The sequence below is a fragment of the Paraburkholderia tagetis genome, from assembly GCF_022213065.1.
GTDB lineage: Bacteria > Pseudomonadota > Gammaproteobacteria > Burkholderiales > Burkholderiaceae > Paraburkholderia > Paraburkholderia tagetis.
Genome location: NZ_JAKLJA010000027.1, coordinates 77,641 through 93,087, shown reverse-complemented (window position 1 = coordinate 93,087; position 15,447 = coordinate 77,641). Strand labels below are relative to the sequence as shown.

Here is a 15,447-nt window from a genome sequence, read left to right as displayed (position 1 = left end):
TTTCGATTGCCTTTCAAAACGCACCGCGAATTCCCCATTGCCACGCGCATTCGCCTGCGCGCACGGAATATTCGAGTCCCATCTTCGTTTACGCAGCACGCGAGTCGCGCGAAGCAATGCAGACTCTTAACGGCGCGATTCGCCCCAGCGGCTCAGGCCATCCTTGCAATAAGGAGGTGTCAAATGGAAGCCTCGCGTTCGTTGTCTGCATTCGATTCATGCATCAGGTTCGATGGGATGACGCAAGTGGCACGCGCATCCCGCTTCGTGCGTCGCGCGGTGTGTGGAGGCGGTCTTCTCGCTTTATCGTTGGGAACGGGTTTGGCCAATGCGCAGTCGATTCTGCCGCCGCAGTCCACGACTTCGTCGACCGTGCCGGCCAATGGCGATCTCAATCCGTATGGCATTGCGTTCGTGCCGGCAGGTGTGCCCACCTGGAGCACGCTCAAGCCCGGCGATATCGTGGTATCGAATTTCAACGCCAAGTCGAATTTGCAGGGCACCGGCACGACGATCGTCAAGCTCGTATCTGGCGGCACACCGCTCACGTTCTTCCAGGGAAGCCATCTTGGCCTCACCACCGCGCTTGCCGTGCTCAACAGCGGCTTCGTGCTGGTGGGCAATGTGCCGACCACGAATGGCAAGAACGTGGTGGGGCCTGGCTCGCTGCTCATCATCAATCCGCAGGGCCAGCTAGTCATGGAACTGAAAGATAAACTGCTGCTGGATGGCCCGTGGGATCTCACCGTGATCGACGCGGGGCAATCCGTCAAAGTCTTCGTTTCCGATGTGCTCAGCGGCAAGGTCGCGCGGATCGATCTCACGATTGGCCCGAACGGCGCGACCATGCTGCCAAGCTCGACCATCGTCGCATCGGGCTACCTGCATCGCACCGATCCAGCTGCGCTGGTGATCGGGCCGACCGGGCTTGCCTACGACCCGCTGCACGACGTGCTTTACGTCGCCTCGACGGGCGACAATGCCGTGTTCGCCATCTACGGCGCGGCCACGGCGAATCATGACGGCGGCGTGGGCAGAATGATCTATCAGGACAACGTTCACCTCCACGGCCCGCTCGCGCTTGCGCTCGCCCCCAACGGGAACCTGGTTACCACGAACGGCGACGCAATCAATCCCGATCCGAAGCAACCCAGCGAAATTGTCGAGTTCACCGTGAACGGGCAATTCGTCGGGCAACTGTCCGTCGACCCCGTGCAGGGGTCCGCATTTGGCATCGCATTCGGTTACTCATCGGGCTCCAATGGCAATCGGCACTTGCAGTTCGCCGCCGTGGACGACGACACGAATACGGCGACCGTCTGGACATTGCCAGCGAGCGACCGGTAAGCGACCGGTAAGCGACCGGTAAGCGACCGATAAGCGGCCGCGGGGCATCCCGGCTATCCCGCCTGGTCGTCATTGCCTGCTCCGCGCGGCGCAACGTGCGCGGAGCAGCGCCGACGGCAGCAACATTTGCTTGCACAACTCACACATCGTGCGTAATCCGCGCCGTGCACTGCGCCGTTGAGGATGCAGGCGGCACACATGCGTGCCGCTACATCGATCTCAATGCTCAACGGAGCTTGCACAATGAACACGAACCCCGGTCCCGAGATGTCGCCGCGCACCCGCATTCATCCTCTCGTCGCGGGGGCGGCCGTCGCCGTGATTCTCGCGAGCGCGACCGGCATCGCCGCCATGACGGGGTGGCTGCCCACGACGCACGCGAGCACGCCGGCCATCACGGCGCAGGCTGCCCCCGCGATGGCGACATCCGGCGGCGTGCAGCCGGTTGCCCATCAGCCGGCAAGCGTGCAAGAGCCGGTGCGACACGAGCCCGTCCATCACTATCACGCCGCCCAGGCTGCGCCCCGCCATGAAAATGCCAGCGCCTGGCGAGGCGCGGCCGAACCCCCGGCACCGCGACAGGTGGCCGTGGATCCGAATGCGGGCTCGGTCGTCGCCATCAATGCGGTCCAGGCACCCGAGCCCACGACCGGAATCGGCGCCGTGGGCGGCGCAGTCGCGGGCGGCTTGCTTGGCAATCAGATCGGTCAGGGGCGTGGCCGCACGCTCGCCACCATCGCGGGCGCGATTGGCGGCGGCTTCGCGGGCAACGGTATCGAGCATGAGGTGCGCAAGTCCACGACGTACCAGGTCCAGGTGCGCATGGCGGACGGCAGCTACCGGAACTTCACCTATCCGACGCAGCCTCAGTTGACCATTGGCGAGCGCGTTCACGTGGACGGCGAGACGTTGAACGCGTCGTAAGGATTGTTGTCGGGCCGGGCCGCCGACCGCGTCCTGCGCGCGGTCGGTTCAAGTCGGCTCAAGCCGGCTCACATCGGCTCAAGCGCGTCGCACATACGCGCCACCTGTGCACTCAGAACTTGTGACGCAAGCCGATACGCGCCACGGTCTGCCTGTCGCTCGACGACGAGTCGTCGGCGCCGCCATACGCGAAGTCGAACGCCGTGCCTGTGTGTGCGCTCTCGGCCTTCTGCACGCTCGCCATCACGTAGACGTCCGTGCGTTTCGAGAGGTTGTAGTCCGCCATCAGCCCCACGGTATGCCATTTCGGCTTCGACGAACCGCCCGAGGCATCGAGCTTCGCCTGCGTGAAGTCATACATGGCGCCGAGCATGAAGGCCGGCGTCACGTGATAGGTGCCCGAGACTTCGAAGTTGTCGAATTTCAGGGACGACACGCTTTGGCCCGGCGGCACGATGGAGCCGCTGATGTAGCTATACGCAACGGGATTACGCAGGTCCGTGTGGCTGTACACGAAGCCCACCGTCGCGTTGCCCAGCGCATAGTTGAAGCCCGCGCCGAATACGCGCTGCCGTTCGGCGAAGAAGGCCGCGTTGTCCGTCGCAACAGCCCCGGCGGAATTCCCGCCAGGATTCGTTACGTTCAGATACGCGAGGGCGAGCGAGAGGCCTCCGTTCGTATAGCTCGCGCCCACGCTTTGCGCATTGTTCGTCGAGATCTGTCCGGGCGTGTTCGAGAATGCATAGGTCGCGCCGAACTGGAATCCGCCGAAGTTCGCGCTGTAATACTGCACCGCGTTATTCAGGCGAAACGAATTGTCGGTATTGTCGTTGTCGTAGGGGTGCTCGAACAGGTAGCCGCCCCAGTTCGCATTTGCCGTAAGCGGCGCGAGAAACTCGACGAGCGAGTCATACTGGCGCCCCATGCTCACCGTGCCATAAGAATCGTTCGACACGCCAACATACGCCTGGCGGCCAAACATCCGGCCTCCCTGCATGAGGCGGCCGTTGTTCACGTCGAAGCCATTCTCAAGTTGAAAGACTGCCTTGTAGCCGCCGCCAAGATCTTCGCTGCCCTTGACTCCCCAGCGGCTGCCCTGCGCGTCGCCGCTCGACATCTTCCATTGAGAATGCCCCTGTACGTTGCTCGTGTAGTCTAGCCCCTCGTCCACGACACCATACAGCGACACACTGCTTTGTGCATGCGCCGCCGGATGCACCACCGCCAATGTTCCCATCGTGCTCACCATGCACGCTCCGAGCCATGTCATTTTCATTCAGATATCCTGATTTATCGTCCTACTAGTTTTATTGTCGATTTTGTTTTTTTAGCAGCAGCGCCGCTGGCTCGAACGCCAGAGCGCCGTTTGCAGCATCCGTTGCGCCGGGCAACGATGCTTCAATCGCCGTAGATATCGAACTGGAAATACTTCGATGCGATCTGCTGGTATGTACCGTTCTTGCGCATCATGCCGATCGCGCCGTTGATACTCGACTCGAGCGCAGCGTCGCCTTTGCGCACGCCTATGGCCACGCCATCGCCAGTGATGCGCCGGTCTTTCACGATATCACCCGCCATGGCATAGCCCTTGCCGAGCGGCGTCCTGAGAAAGCCGTAGTCGGCCGGCACGGCGCCCTGGAACGCGGCGTCGATCCGCCCGCCCGTCAAGTCCTGGTACACCTGGTCCTGGGTCTGGTATGTCATCACCTGCACGCCGTGCGGGGCCCACTCCGCCCTCGCGTAGGCCTCTTGTGTCGAGCCCTGCACGACACCGACGCGCATGCCTTTCAAGGCCTCGGCGTTTGGCCGAAGCTTCGAACCAGCACGCGCGACCAGCGCGGACGGGCCGTTGTATATGCGGTTCGTGAAATCGATCTGTTGGCGGCGAGCGTCGGTCGCGTACATCGCGGAAAGGATCGCATCGAACTTTCGGGCCTTGAGTGCGGGAATCATTCCGTCGAAGCTCTGCTCGACCCAAACACATTTGCGATGCAACGTCGCGCAGATCGCATTGCCCAAATCGATGTCGAAGCCTTTAAGCGAGCCGTCCGGCGCCTTCGATTCCAGCGGCGGATAGCTTGGGTCGACGCCGAAGCGGATGACCTGCGATTCCTGCGCACCCGCCCCAAAAGGCAGCAGGCTCAGCAAAAGCAAACTCGAAAGCGCAATACGTTTCATAAAGTCTCCAATGTGAATGGCTGATAGACAGACGCAGCAAGAACGCGCCGCCTCAGCGTGATGTGAAGCCGATCAGACGAGGAAATTTTCGACGAGGCGCGTCCAGTAGCTCGCACCCGTCATGAGAATGTTGTCGTTGAAGTCGTAGCCGGGGTTGTGCACCATGCAACTGCCTTCGCCATCCCCGTTGCCGATAATCAGATAACAACCCGGGCAGCGTTGCAGGAACCACGCGAAGTCTTCGCTGCCGGTGAGCGGCTGGAGGTCCGCAATCATCCCCGCATCGCCGACCCAATCGCGCGCGACTTTCTCGGCGAAGGCGGTCATCCGAGCATCGTTGACGAGCACCGGATAGCTCGCCTCATAGGTCACCTCCGCGCGCGCGCCGTAGACCGCGGCCTGGGCTGCGATGACCTCCTTGATACGCCGCTCGAGTTCGTCGCGCACATTGGGGTTCAATGCGCGCACCGAGATCGCCATGCGCGCTTCGTCGGGAATCACGTTCGAGGCCTCACCGGCGTGAATCGCGCCCACCGTGATAACCGCCGTATCGAGCGGCGCGACATTGCGCGACACGATCGTCTGCAATGCGAAAACGATGGCCGCACACACGACCACCGGGTCCACCGTCTTGTGCGGCATGGCACCGTGTCCGCCAAGACCTGTCACCCGCACCGCGACCTCGTCCGCCGATGCCATGAATGCGCCGGCGCGAAAGCCGAACTGGCCAGCCGGGTGGCCTGGCATGTTGTGCATCGCGAACACGGCATCGCAGGGAAAACGTTCCAGCACGCCGTCTTCCAGCATGCGGCGCGCCCCTGCGAAGCCCTCCTCGGCCGGCTGGAAAAACAGATTCAGCGTGCCGTTGAAGCTGCGCGTTTGCGCGAGATGCCTGGCCGCAGCCAATAGCATGGCCGTGTGGCCGTCGTGACCGCAGGCATGCATCTTTCCCGCATGGCGGCTCGCGTATGGCAGGCCCGTCTGCTCCTGCACCGGCAATGCGTCCATGTCCGCGCGCAGCCCAATACGGCGCGCACCCGTGCCGCCTTTGAGCGTGCCGACTACACCCGTGCCCGCCAACCCGCGATGCACCTCATAGCCCCACTGCGCAAGACGCTCCGCCACCAGATCGCTCGTCATGAACTCTTCGTAGCCGAGTTCAGGATGCGCGTGAATCTGCTGGCGCAATTGAATCATTTCGCTACTGCTGGCATGAATATCGGACAAATCGGTCATTTGGCTCGTCTCCGCTGATTGGAAAAGTGAACATCTGGTGCTAACGTATCGCGACAGAAAATGCCCAGGGAGACATGGAATGGTGAACGCAGCAACCACGGGCGAACACTGCGTCCGATACGAAATCATTCGGTAACGAGATGAAGCTGCACCAACTCAGAACCCTCGCCGCCATTGCCGACGCCGGAGGCATACGCGGCGCCGCCCGCACGCTCGATGCCTCGCCGGCCGCCATCACGAAGAGCCTTCGGCAGCTAGAAGAACTCGTTCAGATGCCGCTCGTGACACGCACGTCATCGGGCGTGACACTCACCGAATACGGGCAAACCCTGCTTGTGCATGCGCGGCTGGTGATCGGGCAGATGACACGCGCACGGGAAGCTGTCGACGCGATGCGCGGTGCGGCCCACGGCAAGCTCTCTATCGCGATCACGCCCTGGCTGGCGATGACATTTCTGCCTGAAACCATTCGGCGTTTCAGTCTGCGCATGCCGGATATTCGCCTCGAACTTTTCGAAGGCCTGTTGAAGATTGCGAACCCTCGTCTGCGCGACGGCAGCCTCGATTTTTTTATTGGCAGACCGATGCCCGGCGATCTGGGCGTGGAGTTCAACTATCGGCCGCTTTTTTCGTCGTCGTGCGCCGTGGTCGTGCGGCAAGGCCATCCGCTTGCCAATTGCCGTTCGTTGGGGGACCTATGCGGACTCGACTGGTTGTTGACATTGGATCCTTCGGACGATGGTCGGCACGCCGAAAACATGTTCGAGCGCAACCACTGTTCCGTCCCACGCAGGATTCATCTCGCCCATTCGTTTGCAATCGCAATTGCCCTGCTTCAGCAAAGCGACATGGCGAGCGTGATTCCATGGCCGCTCGCGGAGCTATGCGCCGCGCGTGAAGGGTTATGCGCGGTGCCTGTGCGCGAACAACTGGAAGATGCCGCAGTCGGTCTCATATCGCGCAGCGGTCATCCGTTGAGCGCTGTGTCGGAGTGCTTCATCCAATGCCTGGTCGAATCGGTGCACGACGCACAACACTCCGCCTCGCCAGACACGCGCAACGTATTGAAGTCAGTGGACGTTTTAATCTAGCCGCAAGAGCAGCAACGAGCCCGCCGTGAGGCGCATGATAGTCTCTAAATCGTCAGACGATTTTGAAACCAGTTGGGCCGATTCTCAAAGGTTGCGTTGTATATACCGCGAATTTAACGATCGCAAGCGCGGGTTAACGAGACCGGAAAACAAGGCATCCTTCAAAAATCGCGGTATATACTGCCTCTCATCGCAGCGTCCTCGCAGCGCGCCATTCACGTAAGCCATTCTTTTCAACAGTGGTCACTCTCTCAGGAGAACTCATGAAGCGCGCTGCAAGCTGGAAGCGTTTTACGCTCGCATTGACACTGGCCGCCGTCAGCGTGTCCGCGTTCGCGGAAGACCAGCTCGCCAAGGTCAAGAAAGCCGGCGAACTGGTCGTCGGCACCGAAATGCAGTTTGCGCCGTTCGACTTTCTGGAGAACGGTCAGCAAGCCGGCTTCAACAAGGATCTGTTTGCCGAGATCGGCAAGGAACTCGGCGTGAAGGTGCGCTTCCTCGACCTGCCGTGGCCAAGCGTGCTTCCCGGCCTCGAAGCGGGCAAGTTCGATATGGTCGGCGGGCCGCTGACCGTCACGAAAGCGCGCATGGAGCGCTATGCGTACACGCTGCCCGTGGCCGACGCAACCGACGCGCTGCTCAAGCGAGCAAACGACACCGCGCTCAAGCAGTCCAGCGACGTCGCCGGCAAGACAATCGGCGCGGCCAAGGGCACCGCGCAACTCGACCAGTTGAAAGCCTATGTAGCGACGCTGCCCCATGCGCCGACGATCCGTGAGTACGTCGACAACAACCAGGCCTATTCGGATCTCGCCGCCGGCCGCATCGTCGCGGTCGCGAACGCGATGACGAACATCGCCTATGTCGCAAAGCAACGTCCGGAAACATTCGCGGTGCTCACGCCGCCGTTCGGCGCGAAGGTCTATTACGCGTACTGCGTGCGCAAGGATGCGGACAGCAAGCCGCTGCTCGACGCGTTCAACACGGCGCTGCTGAAAATTCAGGCTGATGGCCGCCTGGCGACGCTACAGAAAAAATGGCTCGGCACGTCGATGACCGTGCCAACCACGATGCCGACACCGAACTTCTGACGCGCGTCGCTTCGCATGCCGCCGCGCCGTGCGCGGCGGCCACGCCGGACAACGAAACCCCTGGCCATGTTCAATCTGAACGCGTTCATGCAATCGTTGCCGCTGCTGCTTCACGCAACGGTCGCCACCGTAACCATCTCGCTCGCCGGACTCGCGATTGGCTTCTTTATTGGCCTCGCGGTCTGCTCCGCCCGGCTCTCGCCCAACCGCTGGCTAGCCAAACTGGGCGGCGCGTATGTGTTCTTCTTCCGCGGCGTGCCACTGCTCGTTCAATTGCTGCTGGTCTATTACCTGCTGCCCTTCGTCGGCATCAACGTGCCGCCGCTCGTCGCCGCCATCAGCGCGGTGTCGCTATGCTCAGCGTCGTATATCGCGGAAATTCTTCGCGGCGGCTTTTTGAGCGTGCCCCACGGGCAGATCGAAGCGGCGCGGATGCTGGGCATGCGCGCATTCGCAACGCTCTGGCGCATCAAGGTGCCACAAGCGTTTCGTCTCACGCTGCCGTCGCTCGCGAACGAAATGGTGCTGCTGATCAAGGCCTCGTCGCTGATTTCCGTGGTCGGTGTCGCCGAAATTACGCGCACCGCGCAGAACATTGCCGCCAGCACCTACCGGCCGCTCGAAGCCTATGTTGCCGCGGGGCTGATCTACCTCGTCATCAACGGCGTGCTCGCGAGCCTCGCGCATCTCGCTGAAGTGCGACTGCACGCATGAGGGGCGCACGCATGAGGGACGCTCGATGACTCAGTTCGATCCCACCGTCATCACGCACAATCTGCCGTCGATCGTCTCCGGCTTTGGCATGACGCTTGGCACGTGGGTCGCGGGTGTCGCGATCGCGATGCTGATTGGCTTCGTCATCGCCGTGCTGCAACTGGTGTGCGGCCGCTGGATTCGTGGCGTGCTACGCGCCTATATCGAATGCTTTCGCGCGACGCCGTTCCTCGTGCAGCTATTCGTCCTGTACTACGGCGGTCCTTCATTCGGTTTCACGCTCGATCCGGTTCCGGCTGGCATTATCGGGCTCGGGCTGTATGGCGGAGCGTACTTTGCCGAGGCGTTCCGCTCCGGCTTCCGCTCGATACCGCCTGGGCATCTCGAAGCCGCACAGTGTCTCGGCCTGTCACGATGGCAAACCGTTTGGCGCGTGCAGTTGCCGCAAATGCTCGTGCTCATCATGCCGGCGATCACCAACCTGACGATCGTGCTCAGCAAGGAAACGGCCGTGCTGTCGATCGTCACCGTGCCGGAACTGACGTTCGTGCTCACCGGCATTGGTTCCGAGACCTTTGCTTTCGTGGAAACGCTGCTGATGCTGTGCATCTGCTATCTCGCACTCGTCGAACTCACCTCGCGTGTGGGCGCGTGGGTCGAAGCGCGACTTGCAAACTGAAGAACCTGGCGAGGTCCCGACGCTGATGAACGCTCCCATCGACATTCACACTTCCTCGTTACACGCGCATGCAGCCACGGGCAACGCGCCGCTGATCGAAGTCCGCGATCTCGGCAAGAAGTTCGGCGAAGTCGAAGTGCTGCGTGGGGTCGATCTGGAAGTTCAAAAGTCCGAAGTCGTGTGCATCATCGGACCGTCCGGTTCGGGCAAGAGCACCCTGCTGCGCTGCCTCGCCGCGCTCGAAAGCTACGACTGCGGCGACGTCATGATTGAAGGCGAACTGCTCGGCTACCGGATGCGCAACGGCCGCCGGGTACGTGCGCCGCAGTCGGAGATCAACCGGGTGCGGCGCAACGTCGGCATGGTGTTCCAGCAATTCAACCTGTGGCCGCATATGAGCGCGCTCGGCAACGTCACGGAGGCGCTGCAACGCGTGCGCAAGATGCCGCGCGAAGAGGCGAACCGGCGCGGCATCGCCATGCTCGAAACGGTCGGGCTCGCCCATAAGGCTCACGTGCGGCCCAGCAAGCTCTCCGGCGGCCAGCAGCAGCGCGTGGCGATCGCGCGCGCACTGGCGATGGAGCCGCACATCATGCTATTCGACGAGCCGACTTCGGCGCTCGATCCGGAACTTGTTGGCGAAGTGCTCCAGGTGATGAAGCAGCTCGCGCGCGAGGGCATGACGATGGTGGTCGTCACCCACGAGATGGGCTTCGCCGCGCAGGTTGCCGACAAGGTCGTCTTTATCGACGAAGGCCGCATTGCCGTGCAGGGCAAGCCACGCGAAGTATTCCACGACGCCACGCAGCCACGGCTGCGCCAGTTCTTGCAGAACTACTTCGACCGCAACGCATTTTGGGCGCAGTCTCAAGACAAGGACTCCGAATGACGCCGACCGGGTTGTTCATTGGGGCCCTGTTCGCCGCCGCGCTTGCGCGCGAGCGCAACGTGGCCGCTGCGGGGGAATCGCGTTGAAGAACGCCAAACTCGCGCGAGACGCCGGAAAGCCGCGCGCCGGACCCGCACCGCGCGCCGACATCGCGCGCTACGAGCAGGTCAAGGCCTACGTGCGCAACAGCATCGAGTCCGGGGCGTGGAGGACGGGCGACCGGATACCCTCGGAGATCGCGCTGGTCGGAACGCTCGGCGTATCGCGCATGACGATCAATCGCGCGTTGCGCGAGCTATCCGGGGAAGGCGTGCTCACGCGGCAATCGGGCATTGGGACGTTTGTCGCTGAAACCAAGCCGCTCTCGACGCTATTGACGATCGCGCATATCGGCGACGAGATCCGTTCGCGTGGTCACGCATACAGCTTTACGATCCTGCTACAGGCGCGCGAAACTGCGCCCATGCTGGTGTCCACCGCGCTCGAACTGATGCCGGGCGCGTCGGTTTTTCACGTGATCTGCGTGCATCGCGAGAATGGTCTGCCGGTGCAACTGGAAGAGCGTTATGTGAACCCGGACCTCGCGCCGGATTTTCTCACCCAGGACTTCAACGTGCGGCGCCCCTCCGAGTATCTGTACGACACCGTGCCGCTCGACGAGATCGAGCACATTGTTGATTCGGCACTGGCGACGCCCAACGAAGCGGCGCTGCTCGAAATCCCCGATGGGGAGCCGTGCCTGACGCTGGTGCGACGCACGTGGACCCACCATCGGGCAGTCACGTTCGCGCGCTTCGTGCATCCAGGCTCGCGCTACCGGCTCGGCTGCCGATTCTCGCCCGGTGTCGCGCTCCAGCAGGGGTGACCCCGGGGTGACCCACTCCATCCGCACATCCCACGTATCCCATGTATCCCACGTATCCGCACATCCGGCTTATCGACAGAACCCTCGACGAGATCACCACGATGACTGAGACAGCCTACATCCCTCTGATCGACATGCAGGGCGTACGCAATCGCGAGCGTGAGGCCACGCAGCAGGTCGCGAGCGAAATCTACCGGGCCTGCACGACGAGCGGCTTCTTCTATATCCGCAACCATGGCGTGCCTGCGGAAATCATCGAGCGCGCCCAGGCGGCGGCACGCAAATTTTTCGCGCATCCGCCGGAGGTCAAACGGCAGGCCGCGGTCAATCACCGGCATCGCGGCTTCAATGCGCTCGGCGACGCGACGATGTACCAGGCCACGCGCCCCGACTTCAAGGAATTTTTCTCCATCGGCCTGGAACTCCCCGAGGACGATCCCACCGTGCTCGCGGGCGAAGCGTTGCGTGGCCCGAACAACTGGCCCGCGTTCATGCCGGAGTTGCGCCCTGCCCTCTACGAATACTACGAAGCGCTTGGCGCATGCGGCGCGGATCTGCTGCGCGTGGTGGCGTTGAGCCTCGGCATCGGCGAGGACTTTTTCGTGGACAAGTACACCAAACGCCTGCAACGCACGCAAATGGTCTACTACCCGGCCCAGGATCCGCAGTCGGAGGCCGATCAGTTCGGCGTCGCGCCGCATACCGATTACGGCTGCATCACGCTGCTGTGGCAAGACAATATCGGCGGCCTGCAGGTGCGCGAACTCGGCTCGAACAACTGGATCGACGCGCCGCCCATCGATGGCACGCTCGTGATCAATGTCGGCGATCTGCTCGCGCGCTGGTCCAACGATCGCTTCCAGTCGACGATGCATCGCGTCATCAATCGCTCGGGGCGCGAGCGCTATTCGATCGCGACGTTCTACGACCCTGATTATCGTGCGGTCGTGGACCCGCGCGGCCTGGGCGTCGACGCTGCGCACGCGAAGCACGAACCCGTCGCCGCCGGCGATTACATTCTCGGCCGCATCAATGCGTCGATGGGCTACCGGAAGAAACTTCAGCAAGCGGCAAGCTGATGCGCAATCGGGACAATCGCGACAATCGCGAGCCGGCTCGCGGCCGACGCGCTTCATTCCCGCAATCGAAACTCGACAGGCCCTTCATGGAAGCGATACTGAACGCGCTCAAAGACGCGCTTGGCGCGGACGCGGTGCGAACCGGCAGCGAGATAGAAAGCCGCTACCTTGGCGACTGGAGCGCGAAATCCGCGCACGCGCCGCTTGCGGTCGTGTTGCCCCGCAATACCCAGGAGGTCGCCGCCGCGCTGCGGCTGTGCAACGCGCTCCGGCAAGGCGTCGTGCCTCAGGGTGGATTGACGGGCCTGGCGGGCGGCGCCGTGCCGACATCGAACGACATTTGCATTTCGCTGGAGAGACTGGCCGGCATCGAGGAGATAGACCGTTCCGCCGCCACCATGACGGTGCGGGCCGGCACCACATTGCAGGCCATACAGGAAGCTGCCGAGGCCGCCGATTTCGAGTTCCAGCTCGATCTCGGCGCACGGGGTACGTGCCAGATAGGCGGCAACCTTGCGACGAACGCGGGCGGCATCCGCGTCATTCAGTCGGGAACCGCACGCGACCAGGTACTCGGCCTTGAGGTCGTGCTCGCGGACGGCAGCGTGCTGAGCGCCATGGGGAAGATGATCAAGAATAATACCGGCTACGATTTGCGGCATCTGTTCATTGGTTCCGAGGGCACGCTCGGCATCATCACCCGAGCCGTGTTGCGTCTCGCCCCTCGCCCGGCTGCGCGGCATACCGCGCTGTGCGCGCTTTCCGGATACGAGAGTGCCATCGCGCTCTTGCAGACGCTAAAGGCGCGCCTCGGCAAGGAACTCAGCGCGTTCGAGCTGATGTGGCCGGACTTCTTCGAATTGGGCGTAGCGTTCTCCCGAAGCCAGCAAGCGCCGTTCTCAACCGCGTATCCACTCTATGCGCTGATCGAACATACGTCCTATGCCAACGACCGGCACGACCGTCTCGCGCAAGCGCTGGCGAGGCAACTCGAATCGGGATTGCTGCTCGACGCCGTCATTGCGCAGTCCACATCGCAAGCGCGGTCATTGTGGGAAATCCGTGAAGCGACGGCGGAATTTCCGGTCAAGCTAACGCCCATTAATTTCGACATCAGCATTCCGATTGGAGACATCGGCAATTTCGTCGACACCTGCCGTGCGCAGTTGCAATCCCGTTGGCCCGCCAGCCGCGCGTTCTTCTTCGGCCATATTGGCGACTCGAATCTTCATGTCACCGTCGACGGCCGATCGATTCCCGGCGTCCCGCCCGATGCGCTCGAGCCTGTCGTCTACGATCTCGTCAGGACGTTTCAGGGCTCGGTTTCCGCCGAGCACGGCATTGGCGTGCACAAGCGCCCATTTCTGGGCTACACGCGTAGCGAGACGGAGCTTGCGTGCATGCGCTCGATCAAGCGCGCGCTCGATCCCAACGGGATATTGAATCCGGGAAAGCTGTTCTCCTGACACCGATGCGAAGCTCGTGCAGCGCGTCGGGCTTGAAGCGTGCCACGAGCGCCACGCTCGCCACCATCCCGATCAAACTCAAGGAATCGCCACTTCAAACCAGCAACTCAAGCCCCGGCCCGAACCCGATTAATCTCAACCGTCACATGCGAAAGCTCTTTAAAACGCTTCAGGGCAGCATGATAAAACCCTGGATTACGCAGCGCTTTGCTGGTGGCCACCGACACAACCGCACTCATATGCCCCGGCCCGACGCGCCAGACATGTAGATCAAGCACGGCGTCCCCGTTCTTCTCCACGACATCACGCACGTTATCCGCCATACGCCGGTCCGCGTTCATATCGAGCAGAATGGCGCCGGTATCGCGCATCAAGCCCCACGACCAGTTCGCAATCACGAGCGCACCGATCACCCCGGCAAGCGGATCCATCCATACCCACCCAAAAGCGCGCGCCAGCAAGAGACCGATAATCGCCAGCACGGAAACCGCGGCATCTGCAATCACGTGAACATAGGCCGAGCGAATATTGTGATCGCGATTCACCGCGGCATGGGCGTCGTCGTCGTGAGCGTGCTCGTGTTCCTCGAACTCGATCTGATGCTCGCCATCGGGCAGACGGACAACGGCCTTGAACGCATGCGGCTCGGGAATATCGTCTATCGATTCCAGATAGCCGCCACGGGCCGCAAACGCAAAGCTCTGGCGCGCACCGTCGGGGCGCACCGTCACGACGGAAACCGCAGCGGCGCTCAGATCCGAACTCGCCGCTTCCGGCGTGATCCGGAAGACAGGCGGCACACCATCTTCGAAAATCGACACGGCAAAAACGCCTGCGCCAACGACGATGCGATGCACCTCTTCCTCATGACCGTGTTCGTCGTCATGTTCGTGCCCATGACCGTGTCCGTGGCTATGACCATGACCATGACCGTGACTATGCCCATGATGATCGCCGCTCAACAACCAGACGCTCGCAAGATTGACCAGCAAACCCAGCACCGCGATGGGAATCGCCTGACCAAACTGAATCGGCACGGGCGAAAGAAAACGCGAAACGGCCTCATACCCGATCAGCAGCGCGATCATGGCGAGCACGATGGCACTGGTAAAACCCGCGAGATCGCCCAGCTTGCCGGTGCCGAACACGAACCGGGCATCGGTCGCGTGTTTGCGTGCATAGGTGTACGCCAAAGCCGCGATCAGCATCGCGCCGGCATGCGTCGACATATGCAGGCCATCGGCCACGAGCGCCAGCGAGCCGAACAGACTGCCGCCCACGATTTCCGCCACCATCATCGCGCTACACAGTGCAATTACCGCCCAGGTTCTGCGCTCGTTGTCCTTGTGAGCCGCCCCCAGAAAAATGTGGTCGTGCCCCGCCCCGAATGCGGCGTCCTCGAAATTGCTCATGTTTCTCTCACTTGAAGTAGCTGTGCACCACTTCGATTAGCTGCTCTTTCCCGCTGCCATGCTCGTCATCGGTTTGGGCGTCGACGAGATGGGTGCGGATATGGTCCTCCAGCACCACGGCGAGTAATCCATTCATCGCGCCACGGCTGCTGGTGATGAGTTGCAGCACGTCCATGCACTCGCGCTCTTCCTCCAGCGCGCGTTCGATTGCCTCGATCTGCCCCTTGATGCGGCGCACTCGATTAAGGAGCTTCTGCTTTTCGCGGATCGTGTGGCTCATGCCTGGTCTCCAGTTTTTGTGGCAGGGCGGATGTTAGCATAATAGGGTGGGGGGGTATATTAAGCTTACCTTTCGCCGGGGGCGGTTTTGCTGCAGATACCATGCGGTTGGTTTTGTGGCTTTTTCGCGGTTTTTTCGCGTTTCCCTTCGCGTTTCCCTTCGCGTTTCCCTTCGCGTTTCCTTGTGGTCGTGTCGG

The 15,447-nt window shown here is 62.0% G+C and carries 15 protein-coding genes; 10 read left to right on the top strand and 5 right to left on the bottom strand.

What is annotated here, in order from left to right; genetic code table 11:
• The first annotated feature begins 372 nt into the window (after nucleotides 1-372).
• Complete coding sequence (locus L5014_RS26140) at nucleotides 373-1,347, top strand: NHL repeat-containing protein (RefSeq protein ID WP_338019333.1); 975 nt, start codon at nucleotides 373-375, stop codon at nucleotides 1,345-1,347.
• Nucleotides 1,348-1,590: 243 nt separating this feature from the next.
• Nucleotides 1,591-2,271, top strand: a complete 681-nt coding sequence (locus L5014_RS26135; protein ID WP_238466695.1) for a glycine zipper 2TM domain-containing protein — start codon at nucleotides 1,591-1,593, stop codon at nucleotides 2,269-2,271.
• A 112-nt stretch (nucleotides 2,272-2,383) separates the two neighbouring features.
• On the opposite strand, the gene L5014_RS26130 is transcribed toward L5014_RS26135, so the two are convergent.
• The 3 genes from L5014_RS26130 to L5014_RS26120 form a co-directional block, all read right to left on the bottom strand.
• Nucleotides 2,384-3,547, bottom strand: a complete 1,164-nt coding sequence (locus tag L5014_RS26130; RefSeq protein ID WP_420800137.1) for a porin — start codon at nucleotides 3,545-3,547, stop codon at nucleotides 2,384-2,386.
• A 122-nt stretch (nucleotides 3,548-3,669) separates the two neighbouring features.
• Nucleotides 3,670-4,449: an ABC transporter substrate-binding protein gene (locus L5014_RS26125; protein ID WP_238466694.1), complete on the bottom strand. Its 780-nt coding sequence runs from the start codon at nucleotides 4,447-4,449 to the stop codon at nucleotides 3,670-3,672.
• 72 nt (nucleotides 4,450-4,521) lie between these two features.
• On the bottom strand, nucleotides 4,522-5,685 hold the full coding sequence (locus L5014_RS26120) for a M20 aminoacylase family protein (protein WP_238466693.1): 1,164 nt from the start codon (nucleotides 5,683-5,685) through the stop codon (nucleotides 4,522-4,524).
• A 140-nt stretch (nucleotides 5,686-5,825) separates the two neighbouring features.
• Here L5014_RS26120 and L5014_RS26115 point away from each other — a divergent pair, with 140 nt between their 5' ends.
• From L5014_RS26115 to L5014_RS26080, 8 genes are all read left to right on the top strand, one after another.
• Complete coding sequence (locus L5014_RS26115) at nucleotides 5,826-6,776, top strand: LysR substrate-binding domain-containing protein (RefSeq protein ID WP_238466692.1); 951 nt, start codon at nucleotides 5,826-5,828, stop codon at nucleotides 6,774-6,776.
• 263 nt (nucleotides 6,777-7,039) lie between these two features.
• Nucleotides 7,040-7,867, top strand: a complete 828-nt coding sequence (locus L5014_RS26110) for a transporter substrate-binding domain-containing protein (RefSeq protein WP_238466691.1) — start codon at nucleotides 7,040-7,042, stop codon at nucleotides 7,865-7,867.
• A gap of 66 nt (nucleotides 7,868-7,933) precedes the next feature.
• Nucleotides 7,934-8,581 carry an amino acid ABC transporter permease gene (locus L5014_RS26105; protein WP_238466690.1) on the top strand — a complete coding sequence of 216 codons (648 nt, stop codon included), beginning with the start codon at nucleotides 7,934-7,936 and terminating at the stop codon, nucleotides 8,579-8,581.
• 25 nt (nucleotides 8,582-8,606) lie between these two features.
• Nucleotides 8,607-9,260: an amino acid ABC transporter permease gene (locus tag L5014_RS26100; protein WP_238466689.1), complete on the top strand. Its 654-nt coding sequence runs from the start codon at nucleotides 8,607-8,609 to the stop codon at nucleotides 9,258-9,260.
• A gap of 25 nt (nucleotides 9,261-9,285) precedes the next feature.
• A complete protein-coding gene (locus L5014_RS26095; protein WP_274389518.1) occupies nucleotides 9,286-10,149 on the top strand; it encodes an amino acid ABC transporter ATP-binding protein in 864 nt (287 codons plus the stop codon).
• Between the two features lie 82 nt (nucleotides 10,150-10,231).
• Nucleotides 10,232-11,014: a histidine utilization repressor gene (hutC, locus tag L5014_RS26090; RefSeq protein WP_274389517.1), complete on the top strand. Its 783-nt coding sequence runs from the start codon at nucleotides 10,232-10,234 to the stop codon at nucleotides 11,012-11,014.
• A 101-nt stretch (nucleotides 11,015-11,115) separates the two neighbouring features.
• Nucleotides 11,116-12,093, top strand: a complete 978-nt coding sequence (locus tag L5014_RS26085) for an isopenicillin N synthase family dioxygenase (protein WP_238466688.1) — start codon at nucleotides 11,116-11,118, stop codon at nucleotides 12,091-12,093.
• Between the two features lie 86 nt (nucleotides 12,094-12,179).
• A complete protein-coding gene (locus L5014_RS26080; protein WP_238466687.1) occupies nucleotides 12,180-13,559 on the top strand; it encodes an FAD-binding oxidoreductase in 1,380 nt (459 codons plus the stop codon).
• A 107-nt stretch (nucleotides 13,560-13,666) separates the two neighbouring features.
• On the opposite strand, the gene dmeF is transcribed toward L5014_RS26080, so the two are convergent.
• Both dmeF and L5014_RS26070 read right to left on the bottom strand, forming a co-directional pair.
• A complete protein-coding gene (gene dmeF / locus L5014_RS26075; RefSeq protein ID WP_238466686.1) occupies nucleotides 13,667-14,971 on the bottom strand; it encodes a CDF family Co(II)/Ni(II) efflux transporter DmeF in 1,305 nt (434 codons plus the stop codon).
• A 7-nt stretch (nucleotides 14,972-14,978) separates the two neighbouring features.
• The gene (locus L5014_RS26070) at nucleotides 14,979-15,251 is read right to left on the bottom strand and encodes a metal/formaldehyde-sensitive transcriptional repressor (protein WP_238466685.1); all 273 of its coding nucleotides are present in this window, start codon (nucleotides 15,249-15,251) and stop codon (nucleotides 14,979-14,981) included.
• Nucleotides 15,252-15,447 lie beyond the last annotated feature (196 nt).